Raw genomic sequence first — 15,437 nt, 5'->3', positions numbered from 1 at the left:
ATCTGAATGGTTTACTTGCTATTTGAGTGTTTCTGCCAAAAGTGGATGCTCCCAATGAACTTCATCCCCCTCCTCATAAGGATGTAACTCCCAAATCCCTAAATTTATCCTTTAAAGATTACGTTCAACTGCGATAATTTCAGTATATTCAAACTCATTCGGACTTTGTTTCACCAAAGGATATCTTTCTCCACCCAACTCAATATAATCTTGTTCGCAATCTGGCTTAGAAGAATAATACGTCAGCACATATTCTCTCCCAATTCTATTTGTCATTTCTGCTTCTACTTCACCCCGCCATTGAGTTTTAGTTACTAAAACTATCAACTGATTCGCTAATTGGGGAATCGTCTTCGCAATGTGTCGCCGCGAATTTTCATCTAAACTACCAAACGGCGAATCCATCACAATTGGGAAAGTGCTACTATCGGGAATCATCATCATTTTTCGTTTCTCACTCCATTCCCGCACTTTGTCAATGATGCTGGCAATAAAGGATAAACTGAGAATTTGATTCTCTCCGGTGGATGCTGCAACGGGTGCTTCTATACCTGTGGTATTTTCTACTAATGTAAGTTCATATTTATCGCTAATTTTAGGAATGTATGGAGTCACAGAAATCTCCATAAATATTTCTTGTACTCGCTTTTCTAGTTGCAGACGAAATTGTTGTTCTTGACGATTTCTAACTTCCGTTAAGCGTTCGATTGCATCTTGAGTGGCATTAATTCGTCGCTGTGCTAGAGTTTGCTTATCTTCGTTCAGCTTTTGTTTAGCAATTTGTTTATTTAAACCTTCAATTTCAGTTGTGAGTTGAGCAATTTGCTGCTGATTTGCACCCTGTTCTCGATTTAATTCATCAATTTTACTTTCAATTTCATCTAACCGTTTTTGTAGACTGCTAATTTCTTCATTAGCATCTTTTCGCAACCGTTCTTGAATATTGTCTAAATCGCCTTCAATTTGAGATATGCTTTGCCTTAACTGATTAATCCTGGTTTGTTCTCTATCAACTTCTTCCCAAAATCCTATTGCTTGCTTATCAATTTCATCTACTTGTGCTATCATCCGAATTGCAGTTTCTTCTACCGCCGAAGAACCTGCTTTATTTAACCAAGTACTCACATGAGTATGAGAATGATTACCCTCGTGTAATTCTGCACCACAAATACAGCGTTGAGAATTGAGTAAATCATTGACAAATTCCCGCGAAATTCCTGATGTTAATTCGCCACGCTGCTTTAAATCATTGATAATTCCTCGGAACTGGGATGTAGTTTCTGACAATAAAACAGTATAACCCCGCGCAGAGATAACTTTTTTCAGCGCTTCCTTCGTTTTTTTATATTCTTCTTGATTCGCAAGTTTCTGCGATTCTAAATCCTGCCATCTTTCTTGCAATTCTTTAGCTGCACTCAATTCTCGCAAACGATTACTTGTCTCTTTTTTAAAAGTTTGTTGATATTCTAACTCTTCTTTAATTTCAGTTTGGCGTTTGGTAATGCGTTCACGTTCTCTTTCTATCTTTTCTTGCTGTCGTAATAGCTGTTTAGTTTCAGAATCACCAATAGCTTTCAACTCATTTTCTAAAGTTTTTTTAGCATCTCCTAAATGTCTGATGGAACGGTTGATTACTTCCACACCCAAGAAAATTTTTGTAGCCTCGGCAATTTCAGCTTTTTTATCAGAACGGACTATTTCTTCAATTCGTTCGCCGTCAAAGAAAAAATATTGATGTAAACTAGCTGGTAAAATTTGATTAATTATATCGTCTGGTTGCTGGATTGGGATATTCCATTTGCCATCATCCGCACCAACCCACATAGTTAATTGAGTTTTACCAGCATCAAAATCACCTTCGTTTTTATAACCCCGACAGGTGCGTTTCACTCGATAGCGTTTACCTTCATGTTCCCAGCCAATCTCTACCCAACATTCTACAGCTTGACCTTTTTGAGTTTCTGCGATCGCACGCTTATTCACTAACTGCTCTATCGATGCGAACGCTGCACTAAATTTATCATACAATACCCACGTAAAGGCATTCAGCAAGCTAGTTTTACCAGAGCCATTATTGCCATGAATAATTGTCGTGTTCTGAGCCTCTCCCCCAGCGATGATCATCTCTGGTGTCATACCATAAAAGGAGCGAAAGTTGCAGAGCTTGATTGAAGTCAGCTTCATCGCACTTCTTCCTTAATAATGTCTAAAATATTATCATTTATATGGCTGTTAATCTTCTTATCTAACCTGCCTTTTTCTAGCTTCCATACGCGCTCAATAATTTGCCGTACTTCCGGCGGTGCGCTAGTTATTGGCTCCTGCACATCGTCGATATTCGCCTCTTGTGACATATCAAATTTTAAAATATAGTTTTTCTACATTTTAACTTTCTCTAGTGCTAGAATAGCCTCCGTAAACCCACTATTAGCGTTATCTTTAAAATCCTAATTTTATTTGAAAAAAGACTTTATTCTTTAATTATTTTCTGTTATTATATATTTTAATGAATCTAGATCATAATGGGATGTAAGTAAAATTTTTAAAGCGACTTACATCCCATTATGATCAAATCCATAATTCTATTATTTCATACTTAATGCTTCTTTTTTCAAAACTCGAAAAATTTTATAAAAAAGTACAGCTATTTTCTGGTTCATTATCAAATATCTAATAAACCGTATCGCTTTTGTAAATCAAGTAACTTCATTCTTGCAACACCTGCATTATCAGCCAAATCAGCAAATTCTACAAAGCGCCGTAATTCCTTTTTTAAAAGATTACGCTCAACTTCTATAGTTTCTCTATCTAAATCTGGTGGCAAAACAATCATGTCAAATATAGTGGCGCGTTCCTTAGCCGGATGAGGACGTAAAACTCGCCCCCGTCGCTGGATAAATTGGCGAGGATTACCAGAACTTGATAAAATCACCGCAGTTTGAATTGCTGGAATATCGACACCTTCATCTAAACAACGAATTGCTACCAAACCTTGCAACTCACCACTTTCAAATTGATGACGTAAAATTTCCCTTTCTTGTAAAGTTGTTTGAGCCGTATAGGTGCTTACCTTATACCCCAAATCCACTCCCAGAATTTTAGCAACAGCTTTGAGTTGGCGTAGAGATGAACGTTGTCCCGCATCTTGGGAACCATCACTACAATAAAAAAGAGTGTGACTAGTTTCGCGGCGAGTAATCATTAAATCCCGCAAAGCATTTAATTTATTTTCCGCCGCCCCAATTAACCTTGCCCTTTGCATCAATAACGGCTTTAAATCTTCATTGTCTTCAAAGTTTCCCGCTTGTCCATTTTCTCGTTCTCTATATAGTAGCGATCGCCCAATTCTTTTAGTTAACTTTAAATAGGCAATACTTTCTGCTTCAGTTAACTCCACCAGCACCGGATAATACAGATAATGCACCAAAGCCCCTTGAGCGATCGCATCCCTCAAAGTAAACTCTGGTTGGAGAACTGGGCCAAAATAATCAAATAGAGATTGCGTGCCAAAATCATCAAAATACCTTTCCGGTGTGGCAGATAAAGCCAGTCTCAACCCAACACTACGCGGTAAACTTTCTTCTAACTTGGGTGCGCCTAAATTATGGGCTTCATCCCCAATAATTAGAGTTTTGGCGGGAAAATATTTGAGTTGAGACTGAAACCCATCTCCAATTAAAGTGGAGTTCGTAGTGATAACCGTGACAAACCGTTGAGAACCAGAACGCAGATTATAAATTTGCGTAGAAAGTTGACTTTGCCAAGTGCGTAAATTCTCAAAGGCTAAAATGGGTTGCAAATTAAATTTTTCACACTCTCGCGCCCATTGGGTGACGAGATGGCGATAGGGACATACCACCACCAGAACTTGTAAATTAATCTGCTGATATAATTCACAAGCGATCGCTAATGCGGTAATAGTTTTACCACTACCAGTAGCCATTTTCAGCGTCCCTCTGCCATTGTTGGTAAACCAGCTAGCGATCGCTTGGCGCTGATATTGCCGCAATTGCAGAGACGGAGGCATTCTTGGGCATCCTGGTAATGGTTGCGTGTGATAACTGCCCTTACTTTCCCTTGCAAATGGTAATTTCAACCGGAAAGTGGGCAGTTGTTGCACTGGATTTTGCGTCAGGTACATAGTGGGAGTTAGGAGTTAGGAGTTAGGAGTTAGGAGTTAGAAGTTAGGAGTTGGGAGTTAGGAGTTAGGAGTTAGGAGTTAGGAGTTAGGAGTTGGGAGTTGGTAAGGGACTTCCAAATAAAAAATATCCCAAAACTGATGCAAAAATTTTCTCTATTTCTCCTCTCTGTGTTCTCCGCGTCTCTGTGGTTCGTTCATTTGGATAAATTATTTCTTGGAAGTCCTTAATTTAAAACTCATCACTCATCACTCATCACTCTCTTACTACTCAGTTGTAACCGCGCCAAACACCAATGAGAGAACCTTGCACCTGTACTTGCATAGCGCTGACTTCTATGGGATTGTACTTAGGATTTGCTGGTTTGAGGGTAACGCGATCGCCTTGGCGATAAAAACGTTTTAATGTTGTACCAAATCCATCTACTCTGGCGGCGACGATAGTACCATTTTTTAAATGATTTGGTTCTGCTACTGGACGCAGAAATACCACATCGCCATCAGTAATTAAATCTTCAATCATACTATCGCCAGCTACGCGCAAAGCGTAGGTTTGGGGAGGTAAATCAAAATTAGAAAAGTCTAAATGATCTACAGCATCAGTAAACGGTTCTATTAAACCACCAGCCGCGATCGTGCCCAAAATTGGTACACCTTGCTTAACAGAACGCAAAATCCGAATTGTTCGCGCTTGTCCTTCGGTCCATTCTATATATCCCTTAGTGCGTAAATGTTCTAAACGACTTTGAATTGGTGCTGGTGACTTCAGGTTCATCGCTTGCATCATTTGCCGAATAGAAGGCGAATGCTGGTGCGTTCTGATGTATTCTGCTAACCATTCATAAAGTTCTTGTTGAGCTTCAGTTAGACGTTCCATAAATTTGCGGGAAGTAATTATAAATGTCTCTAGAACATTAGTACTACAAAAAACTCCCCATAACAAGAGAAAAGTAAAAATATGAAAGGCAAAAGCAAAATTATTTTCTTCTCTTTTGCCTTTTGACAAATAAAGAATATTACAGGTTACAGGTTAGAGCTTACAGGTTATAAGGAAAAAAATTATACCCTATCCCCTGTGCCCTATTCCCTTACTCTGCCCCTAAAAGACTTGCAAGTAAAGCTTTTTGAGCGTGGAGACGATTTTCTGCCTGTTCCCAAACTCGTGATTGAGAACCTTCAATAACAGCTTCGGTAATTTCTTCACCGCGATGAGCTGGTAAGCAGTGTAAAACAATTGCCCCTGGCTCGGCAAGACTCAATAGCTGTTCCGAAATTTGGTAAGGCTGGAAAATTGGCATTCGGTTATCTGCTTCTGCCTCTTGCCCCATACTCGCCCAAACATCAGTGTAAAGTACAGCAGCTCCCTTAGCCGCTAATTCTGGATCGTGAGTTAAGAGGACTTCAGTTTTGTGATTAGCGATCGCTCTTGCTTGCTCTACAATCTGAGAATCTGGCTCATATCCGCTAGGAGTAGCAATTCTGACATTCATCCCTACCAAAGCACAGCCTAACATCAGAGAATTAGCCACATTATTCCCATCACCCACGTAGGTTAAAGTTAACCCAGCTAGAGTGCCAAAGCTTTCTTGAATCGTCAATAAATCAGCTAATACCTGACAAGGATGTTCTGCATCGGTAAGTGCGTTAATCACCGGAATCTTGGCATAGTGAGCAAAAGTTTCCAAATCCTGCTGGGCAAAAGTGCGAATTGCCAAAATATCCAGATATCGATCTAACACCCGCGCCGTATCCTGCAAAGGTTCCCCGCGACTCACTTGAGTGACATTAGGGTTGAGATCGATTACCTGTCCACCAAGTTGGTACATCGCTACTGTAAAACTTACCCGTGTACGAGTTGAAGCTTTGGAGAACAACAACCCCAAAACTTTATTACACTGCAACTTCAACTGCTGTGATTTAAGTTGAGTTGCCAATTGCAGGAGTTCTTGAAGTTCCGTAGAACTAATGTCCGCTAGACTTAATAAATCTCGTCCGAGCAATGCTGCCATGCTTGTAATCTGTAAAAAATAATTATATATTTCTGTTCCTTTATTCAGCCGTGCCAAGAAAATATAGTTTTAGAACTGCGCCAGATATTTTTGCGCCCAGCCCAGAATTTTAGTTAGCTTTTGCCATGCATATTAATTAATTTATCAAGCTTATCAGTAATTCAGAATGCGTGATTGTTTCTGGTTCATCACAATGGCAACGCCAGAACAATTATCTAGGCGCACAAAAGCAGCGATATTGCTAAAATTTCTAGTCTTTTAGCCTAATTTTATGATGAAGCAGATATTTTTTAGAATTTACAGCTAGACAAATAAATAGATTATGGTACAATGATGAATCGTGGTTGCTAATTAAGAGTAATCGTCAGACTTGCCAGCATAGCACAGTGGTAGTGCATCCGACTTGTAATCGGAAGGTCGCGAGTTCAAATCCCGCTGCTGGCTTTAACGCAAAACCCCAGGTTTGAGGGATTTTTGCCTTTTTGGTAATGCTTTTGTGCTAAATTACCTTGAAATATGGTTAACTGTGGAAAAGATTGAGTTCAGATTTAGTTCGGGTGTCGGGCGATGAAATAGACTCTTGAAGCAGTTAACGATCGCCTGAAAGCAGGTAAAGTAGGGGTTAGGGGCATTCCCAGCACTTTGGAAATTGAACAGGTGCGATCGCTTTTTGATGACCGCCCTGATTGGCAGTTGGTTACAACGTTTTTCAGGCGATCGCTTGATCGCTCAATTTTTGGCTAAATATATTTTTGAGCCATCTCAAACAAAAACACCACTCCACACAGTGGTGTTTTAAGTGAATATGGACAGATGATGAGCATATCAGGATCGACTAGGTTGGTAAATCCTGTGGTTTAATCTCCCAATCTTCTTTCTTGATTCTCTTGGTTGCAAGCCGTGCCAGCTTTTCTGCAACTTTTCTAAAAGTTCCTTTGTTCGTGTAACTAGGAGATGGCTCAATTTGCGCGTGAGATGGATTGTCGTCTGTTGGTCTTGGACAGACATCAATTTTGTAATCATATCATGTCCGCATAATTAGTTATGCTAACCACAGTCATTGCACCCCACCCCCAGCCCCTCCCCGCAAGCGGGGAGGGGAGACAAAGCGCAGCTTTGGCGGGGTGGGGTTCTTGGGGTTTAGTAAGTAATCAAGCGGACATGATATCAAAAGGTGATTTCGGTAAAGTCCCTTGAGCAAATAAATTCAGGACTTACGCAACTGGCACCATTGCTTGTGCCAGTTGCGTAAGTCCTGCATCTGTTTGTTTTGGGCAATACGGTTTTTAATCAGTCCAATGCGATCGCTCGGTACTGATATTAATTAAGTGGACGCAGAAGTGTAATTTTGCCCATGCCCGTCTCTTGACTGAGTTGCGCCACGTAGAGATTTCCATTCGTGGGATTCTCAACCAAATCCAATGGACTTGGATTAAAACCAGTGAAGCCACTAATAGCCGTTTGGGAATTTACAATATCCAAGTTTGCGCCACCTGGTGTTAGCACAATGATATCTTTCCCTAAACTGAAGCGTGTCACCAGCAGTTTGCCTTGCAGCTGACCACCTAAAGCATTACTACGATATTCAATGACGCCATTAGGTGAAAAATGCTCTCCGAAATCGAAGGCAATACCCTTCCAATTCCGGTCAGGTAGAGTACCAACGGGATATTCATTGATCTGAACTGGGTCTGTACCAGCTGTAGGATTTCCTCCACCCAACACCCACTCACAACGCTTCGGATTGGGATGGCCATAATAACCATCTTTAACAACGCGAAACAGAAAGTCTCGCTGCGTGCCTAGACTGCTAAGACCAGGCACCGGTGGAGTAGTATAAGCCCCATTAATAGTCTTATCAATCCGGTTTTGGCAGGCAAGAGGTAAAGGGATAGGTGTATTTGGCGTATTGCCACCAGCCGCCGAACCATTCGTTGGCACATATAACTGACCATTGGTATGCCAAACCAGATCGTAGCCATTACGTATACCACTAGCAAAGATAGTTACAGGCGCTCCCGGATTAAAGGGGTTATAAGTACCTCCATCTTCTGTCTTAACGCTTAAAGGAGGTGAGGTGATTTTGGACAGGTCAACTCGTAATACAGCAGCAGTTAACAACTGCTCAGGACGATTACTCCAGGCAGTATTTGGTGCGCCCGTACTATTATTACTACCCTGCAACACATACAGCACGTTTGGCTCGTTGGGCTTGAACTCAATGCTATTGGTTAGATGATCCCGACTCGATCGCGGTAAATCAACCACATAGTCTTTTACTGTCTCTAGATTGGTGCCGCTTAAACGAGTAATCTTACCAGTCCACTCTGGTGCATCAATAGTTCCATTCCAGTAGTAGTTATTTGTTACCCAGAGAATTAGGTTGTTGGCATTGGTTGATGAAGGATCAAAGTGCATACCAATGATCGTTCGATTACCACCATTTGCAGTCTGCAATGAGGAAATCGTTTGTGGCGTACCCAGAGTACCATCAGCATTGATCGGGAAACGCAAAATCTCACCTAGTAGGGTGGCAGCATAGAGTTTATTGTCAGGCCCAATTAAGACTGTGGTGTAAGATTTGGTAGGTACATTCGCTAGCGAGATTTGCTCGAAAGTAATATTGCTGACTGGGTTCACAAACGTACCTGTTGTGAAACTGATGCTATAGGGTAAGAATGCAGCACCATTGCTATCTTTAACCCCGTCGGTGATTTGTAACAAATATTTGGTATTGTTCTTGAGACGATTTATCGGAGACACTACAATCACATCTCCACCACCGGAAGTGTTATAAGTGGTATTGACTTGCGTGTTAGTGCTGCAATCAATCAGCTTGATAGTGGAGGCAGAAATAGTATTAACCGCAATCCCACTATTGGGAAGATTTAGGTCTGCTGTAATCGAAATATCTGGCGAGAGATTTGTCTGACCATCATTGGGATTGGTCGTTCTGATCGAGGGACGATTACCTGGTGCGATCGCAATATAGTTGAGCTTAGTATTCTTACCACGTTTAGCATCAATTGTCAGCTTGCCATCGGCAACATTAACAATCCGAGTAATTGCGGCAAACTTTTTGGTTGGCGTTGGTACAAAGCCAGAAATAGCAGCCGTCCCTTCTATATTAATCTGGTGCTTACTATTTACAGGATTACTAGCATCACCGACGCTAACAGTCACATTGTAAGAACCATTAGATAGGGCATATTCCCAAGCAGCAGGTATCCTAACTGCTGTTCCCGCATTGCTAGCAGGATATTGTAGATGAATCAGTCTATTGAGTCGCCGATCGATGCCACTTTGGTTGCGATCGCGTGTATTGAGTTGGATATCAAGGGGAGTGGGTGTAGTATTGCCTAAGCTATCTTCACGCACCCAACCAAAGCCTCTAGTATCATTGTAGGCTTGACCGATATCTTTAATATACCCAGATGGTACAGGCGCGTCATTTGGTTGGAAAGCAATCCCTTGAACAATTACTAATACCAGTATTTTGGGTTTGATCTTGTAAATCATAGTATGCCTTGCCGTTGTGTTCGTAGTTGATACGTGAGTAGTCCATTAACATTGGCCAGGTATCTGCAATGATTATTCCTGGCAATCCTTCACTGGCTAGAAACGAACGTAATGACCGCAAGTCTCAGGGAACTATTTCTCCAGACTGTATAAAAAATATTTAATAAATACTTGAAATTACATAAGTAATGAACTTCTTTTTAAGAGAATTATAAAGGAACTTTCTAATTCCTCAACTTGCCACAGTATGATTACGGAAAAAGCAATAAATTTTCAAAATTATTATCATAAACCAATTTTTAATTGGTACTGGCAGAGTTAATTTTTTAATGTGCTGTTAATATACAGTTAATATAATGTTTTTATAAGTTAAATATGATTCCACGGTCATTCTACCCCAAGGAGCCAAAGCCTAGCTTTGGCTCCTTGGGGTAGTAATTTACGATGTCTACGACGGGTGGTTCCTGAGCGCAGCCGAAGTGCGGGCTACGCCTACGCATAACGATCACATAATATTTAATGGGTCTACATCAATAGTTAAACTTACAGACGAAGGACAAAGCGATCGCACTTCTTCCCAATCTGGTAATCGCGGTAAGGCATCGGGGGCAAATTTAATCAATATCTGCCAGCGATAACGATTAGCTACCCGTAAAATACTCGCTGGTGCTGGGCCCAATATCTCGAATTCTTCTTCTGTACTCAAGGCTGTAGCAATAACTTGCGCCGTATTTTGCACTTGAATCGGGTCGAGACTACTTAAGCGCAACAAAATTAACCGCCCATAAGGAGGATAATTGAGTGCTTGGCGTTGTTCTAACTCAGCTTGAGAGAAAGACTGATAATCGTGCGATCGCACTGCTGCAATTACCTGATGCTCTGTAGTATAAGTCTGCACAATCACTCTACCTGGATCTTCACCTCTACCAGCACGTCCAGCGACTTGAGTCAAGGTTTGAAACGCTCGTTCACTGGCGCGATAATCTGATAAATTTAGCAATCCATCGGCGGCGACAACGCCCACAAGTGTCACCTGTGGTAAATCCAAACCTTTGGTGAGCATTTGCGTACCGACTAATAAATCTGCTTCACCGTTGGCAAACTGCGTGAGTAGGGTACGGTGTGAGCCTTTGTTGCGGGTGGTATCGCTATCAAAACGAATCAAGCGTAACTCTGGGAACTGTCGTGCTAGTTCCTGCGTTACCCGTTGAGTACCGCTACCGAAAAATTTCAGGTAAGGAGAACTACAATCAGGACAAAATTTGGGATGCGATCGCGCATAATTACAATAATGACACCGCAATAATTCCGGCGCTTTTTCTTCGGTATGGTGATATGCCAGCGATACATCACAATGCGGACATTCCAACACATATCCACAACTGCGGCAAGAAACAAAAGTACTGTGTCCCCGGCGATGGATAAATAAAATTCCCTGTTGTTTTCTTTCTTGCAACTCTTGCAAAGCTGCTTGCAGCGATCTACTAAATATAGAACGATTTCCCTGTTGCAACTCTTGCCGCATATCGACGATTTCCACCGGCGGTAAAGGGCGAGAATTAATGCGTTCAGGCAAACTTAAATAATGAGTGCTGAATGAGTTCTGAGTGCTGAGTAAGGAGTGAGGAGTGAGGAGTGAAGAGTGAGGAGTTACGAATTCTCCCCCTGCTCCCTGCCCCCTGCCCCCTGCCCCCTGCCTCTCCACACTTACCCAAGTTTCCAACGAAGGCGTAGCAGAACCCAACACCAAGGGGCAATTTTCTAATTCGGCTCGCCACAGGGCAACGGTACGGGCGTGGTAGGTGGGTATAGGGGAATCTTGTTTGAAGCTGCTATCGTGTTCTTCATCTAAAATAATTAAACCCAAGTTGGGCAAAGGAGCGAAGACAGCGCTACGAGTCCCAATGACAACTTGAGGTTCTCCGGTGAGCATTTGCCGCCAAGTGTCGTAACGTTCACCGTCGGAAAGGGCGCTGTGATAAACGCTGACTTTATTACCAAAACGGGCGCGAAAACGATCGGTTAGCTGCGGTGTAAGTCCAATTTCTGGGACTAAAACCAGAGCAGATTTACCTTGATTGAACAGAGGTGCGATCGCTTGCAAATATACTTCGGTTTTTCCTGAACCTGTCACTCCATGCAATAAAACTTGAGCAAATCCATCTAATGTCTGGATTGTCCCTAAAGCGCTAGCTTGAGCTGCATTTAATGATTTTGGTTGATCTTTGGCTAATACTGGGCCTTGTTCTCTTCGCAATACTTCCCGTTCTTCAATGACGATACAGCCCTTTTGTTCTAACCCTTTTAGCGTAGGGGTAGTTGTCTTACAAATCTGTAGGAACTCATTTAGCCACAACTCGCCACCACAATCGCGTAGCACTTTTAAAATTTCCCGCTGACGCTTATTTAAATCAATGTAAGAACCATCGGCAACTAACGTGACTACTGGTTTTGTCTGGGGTTGAGAATATCTAAGTAATTCCACATAACTTTCTGCCCAATTGCGTTCGAGTAATTGCTTTTTTCCCCGATCAAATCCTTGAACTTGGCGCTTGAGGAATTTGAAACTGTAGTCCCCATCAACTTGAGATTGCAGAATTTGGAGAATTTGACGAGCTGCCTTTGAACCAAGGAATTCTACTGCACCATTGGGAATGTTTTCTCGCTTGAGCCGAATCCGATGCTGCGATCGTCCCAATAACCCAGGCGGTAACGCCATACGTATCACCTGAATTAAGGGTGTGTAATAATACTGTGATACTCGTTCAAGCAGCGTCAAGTAACTATCTCCGATGAAATCCCTCTGAATGACATCTTCTACTTCCTTGATTTCTTCTGCTGCTAAATTTGCTGGGGGTTTTGCCAATATACGAATAGCTACCCCTCCCAGTCGTTGAAAACCAAAAGGCACACTCAAAATATCCCCTGGTTTTACTTCTAACTTGGCAGCTAATCGATACGTATAAAGTTTTTCCCCTTTCTCTAATTCTGTTGAGGCTCCTGGACAGTCTACCAATACTTCAACCCACCGATTAACAGTTTCACCTGACTGATATGATTCACTCGGTTCACTCACCACTAAAGAAGATAAATTTATGTCATTAATATACATACTTGCTGATTTTATAATTAAATATTTTCCTCACATAGCTGGTCAAAATCAACCTAGCTAACTAAACTTTAGTTTTTCGCTTTCTTCAATTTAAATGGTATTTCTCAATACTGTTATTCTTCATAATACTTGATAATTTTCCTCTTATGTAATCTACTAGACAAATTCGTATCAACTATATATGCAATAAATATTTGGTGCCCACTATACAAATAAAAGCATGTCGGCTATTGCTGCAACAGTTACTCTATCTACTAGATATGGAGTAGCCTTTTTCCGCCTATCGGTAGATATTCAACCGTTTCTGTATATGAGATGCTTTTATACAGAGTAATATCGTCCCAAAATTAAGCTGCTACTCTTGTAATTTGTATCATGTAGGTAACTTGAAATCAAATCGGGAATGCGTAACCTATTAGTAGGTCTTCCTTTTATACAGTCGTATCCAGCGCCTAAAACACTATAAATATTTAGAAAAATATATGAAAGTTTAAGAAATTTGGATGGTTAGCTGGAATTTTTATATTTGTTAAGGTTGAGAAAGTTTGAGGAGGTTTGACATATTTGATAATTCAGAAAAAAATGAAGAATATATCTGCTGGGAATCGTAAGAAAAAGTTTTGCTGGGTGCTAAGGTAAGTTTCGTTATAGGTTGTATATAACTGTAACCTATAGGTACTAGGTAGATGCCGATTTTTATTTCTGTAGACAAATTAGCATCAGCCTATATTTCGCTATTTTTTACGGGTGCATCGTCCATTAGGGAAAACTACCAAGCCTCAAACGAGTAGGTGTAAATAAATTATGTACCAAACAAAGCAACAATCCCTAAAGGAAAATATGAATATTGTTGAATTGGGAAAAATGGAAATACTGGAGAATGCTGCTGATATCGAAGAACCATCACTCGATAGTTTAAATGCAGTGGCAGAAGCAGAATCTCCAATTGTAGTAGAAAATCTGGAATCAGACGAACGCGATGGCGATGACATGGCGGCGGCTCGTCCTTCGGGATACAACAAAACCGAACATGATGATGCTGTCGGCGCATTTTTTAAAGAAATGGCGCGTTATCCGCTTTTAAAAGCTGATGAGGAAGTAGAATTAGCGCGGCGAGTCAGGTTTCTAGAGGAATTTAGAGAAATACAAGCGGCTTTAGAGTTAAAGCTGGAACATGAAGCCAGCAAATTAGAAGTGGCTTCCGAGCTAGGAATGACGGAAAAGCAACTAGAAAGTCGCTTGTATCAAGGGAGAGTAGCGAAACGCAAAATGATTCGCTCTAACTTGAGATTGGTTGTTTCTATTGCTAAACGATACTTGAATCGAGGAGTGCCTTTTCTGGATTTAATTCAGGAAGGAGCAATGGGCTTAAATCGCGCTACAGAAAAGTTTGATCCCGATAAAGGATATAAGTTTTCTACTTACGCCTATTGGTGGATTAGACAAGCCATTACCAGAGCGATAGCTAATGATGCGCGAACAATTCGACTACCGATTCATATTGTTGAAAAGCTTAACAAGCTAAAAAAAGCCCAACGGGAACTCAAACAAAAACTCTGTCGTAATCCTACCGAAGGTGAAATGGCAGAATATTTAGAGATTAGTGTGCAACAACTGCGCCAGCTACAACAGCTACGGCGACAAGCACTTTCTCTCAACCACCGCGTCGGTAAAGAAGAAGACACGGAATTGATGGATTTGCTAGAAGATGAGGATAACTTGTCTCCAGAAGCAAAAATGAATGAAAACATGATGCGTCAGGAGATTTGGGAAGTCTTGGGTGATGTGTTAACTCCACGAGAAAAAGATGTGATTTCTCTGCGTTATGGTTTGACAAGCAGCGAACCCTGCACCTTAGAAGAGGTTGGCAATATGTTCAATCTTTCTCGTGAGCGAGTGCGTCAAATTCAAAGCAAAGCCATGCGGAAATTGCGCCGTCCTCACATAGCCAAACGCTTAAAAGGTTGGTTGATTTAATTACATTGCTCAAGATAGAGATGTAATCTGGAACTTAATTAGCTTTGCAATTCGCAAAAATCGGGCGTTTTGTAGCTTTTTTCGGCTCTTGTTTCGTCAATACTCAAAATAAATTGCCCAGTTGCCTATAGACTATGGACTATAAACTATGGACTATAGACTAATGACTTCGGGTAGCAATTTGATTGTGCGTTTTGCCCAAGCAGACGATTGCAGCGTACTGTTTAAATTAATTGAAGGGCTTGCAGAGTATGAAAAATTATCTCACGCGATCGCTGGTAATGCTCTAGCACTTCAGGAGCATTTATTTGGTTCGCGGAGGTATATAGAGGCAATATTAGCGGAATCTGCTGGTCAAGCTGTTGGTTTTGCGCTATTTTTTCATAATTATTCAACATTTCTGACTAAGCCGGGAATTTATCTGGAAGATTTATTTGTTTTACCAGAATATCGCAGGCAAGGTATTGGTAAAGCTCTCTTAACTAAAGTAGCTCAGATAGCTGTAGAACGTGATTGTGGGCGATTAGAGTGGAGTGTCTTAGATTGGAATGAGTCAGCCCAAGAATTCTACCGTAGTATGGGAGCATCTATATTAGATGATTGGCGAATTTGTCGCGTCACAGAAGATATGCTTACTCAATTAGGTTCCGTAAAATAAAAAACACAGGATGAAGTATAAAGA

At 41.2% G+C, this 15,437-nt stretch carries 10 protein-coding genes and 1 tRNA gene; 4 read left to right on the top strand and 7 right to left on the bottom strand.

Features of this window, described 5'->3' with window-relative positions:
* Positions 1-111 precede the first annotated feature (111 nt).
* The 5 genes from RMX69_RS27780 to argF form a co-directional block, all read right to left on the bottom strand.
* Complete coding sequence (locus RMX69_RS27780) at positions 112-2,184, bottom strand: AAA family ATPase (RefSeq protein ID WP_289798742.1); 2,073 nt, start codon at positions 2,182-2,184, stop codon at positions 112-114.
* Complete coding sequence (locus RMX69_RS27775) at positions 2,181-2,354, bottom strand: hypothetical protein (RefSeq protein ID WP_180277607.1); 174 nt, start codon at positions 2,352-2,354, stop codon at positions 2,181-2,183. Before RMX69_RS27775 ends, RMX69_RS27780 begins: the two co-directional genes overlap by 4 nt.
* A 308-nt stretch (positions 2,355-2,662) precedes the next feature.
* Positions 2,663-4,141 carry a DNA phosphorothioation system restriction enzyme gene (locus RMX69_RS27770; protein ID WP_322639345.1) on the bottom strand — a complete coding sequence of 493 codons (1,479 nt, stop codon included), beginning with the start codon at positions 4,139-4,141 and terminating at the stop codon, positions 2,663-2,665.
* A gap of 268 nt (positions 4,142-4,409) precedes the next feature.
* Complete coding sequence (gene lexA / locus RMX69_RS27765) at positions 4,410-5,015, bottom strand: transcriptional repressor LexA (protein WP_289798744.1); 606 nt, start codon at positions 5,013-5,015, stop codon at positions 4,410-4,412.
* Positions 5,016-5,226: 211 nt separating this feature from the next.
* The gene (argF, locus tag RMX69_RS27760; protein WP_322639344.1) at positions 5,227-6,147 is read right to left on the bottom strand and encodes an ornithine carbamoyltransferase; all 921 of its coding nucleotides are present in this window, start codon (positions 6,145-6,147) and stop codon (positions 5,227-5,229) included.
* 372 nt (positions 6,148-6,519) lie between these two features.
* On the opposite strand from argF, the gene RMX69_RS27755 reads away from it, so the two are divergent.
* Together RMX69_RS27755 and RMX69_RS27750 are read left to right on the top strand one after the other, a co-directional pair.
* Positions 6,520-6,591: transfer RNA gene (locus RMX69_RS27755), tRNA-Thr, on the top strand.
* Positions 6,592-6,820: 229 nt separating this feature from the next.
* Entirely contained in the window at positions 6,821-6,946 is a 126-nt protein-coding gene (locus RMX69_RS27750; RefSeq protein WP_289798746.1) for a hypothetical protein, read from the top strand.
* Positions 6,947-7,467: 521 nt separating this feature from the next.
* On the opposite strand, the gene RMX69_RS27745 is transcribed toward RMX69_RS27750, so the two are convergent.
* Both RMX69_RS27745 and priA read right to left on the bottom strand, forming a co-directional pair.
* Entirely contained in the window at positions 7,468-9,666 is a 2,199-nt protein-coding gene (locus tag RMX69_RS27745; RefSeq protein ID WP_322639343.1) for an Ig-like domain-containing protein, read from the bottom strand.
* Positions 9,667-10,171: 505 nt separating this feature from the next.
* On the bottom strand, positions 10,172-12,778 hold the full coding sequence (gene priA / locus RMX69_RS27740; RefSeq protein WP_322639342.1) for a primosomal protein N': 2,607 nt from the start codon (positions 12,776-12,778) through the stop codon (positions 10,172-10,174).
* An 804-nt stretch (positions 12,779-13,582) separates the two neighbouring features.
* On the opposite strand from priA, the gene RMX69_RS27735 reads away from it, so the two are divergent.
* Both RMX69_RS27735 and RMX69_RS27730 read left to right on the top strand, forming a co-directional pair.
* Positions 13,583-14,755: an RpoD/SigA family RNA polymerase sigma factor gene (locus tag RMX69_RS27735; RefSeq protein WP_289798749.1), complete on the top strand. Its 1,173-nt coding sequence runs from the start codon at positions 13,583-13,585 to the stop codon at positions 14,753-14,755.
* A 163-nt stretch (positions 14,756-14,918) separates the two neighbouring features.
* Complete coding sequence (locus tag RMX69_RS27730) at positions 14,919-15,413, top strand: GNAT family N-acetyltransferase (protein ID WP_289800092.1); 495 nt, start codon at positions 14,919-14,921, stop codon at positions 15,411-15,413.
* The last annotated feature ends 24 nt before the right edge of the window (positions 15,414-15,437 follow it).

Origin of the sequence: Nostoc sp. EspVER01, assembly GCF_034530635.1 — a bacterium.
In the GTDB taxonomy this organism is placed as follows: Bacteria; Cyanobacteriota; Cyanobacteriia; order Cyanobacteriales; family Nostocaceae; genus Nostoc.
Note: the sequence above shows the minus strand (reverse complement) of the source record. Positions and strands in the feature narration are given on the sequence as shown.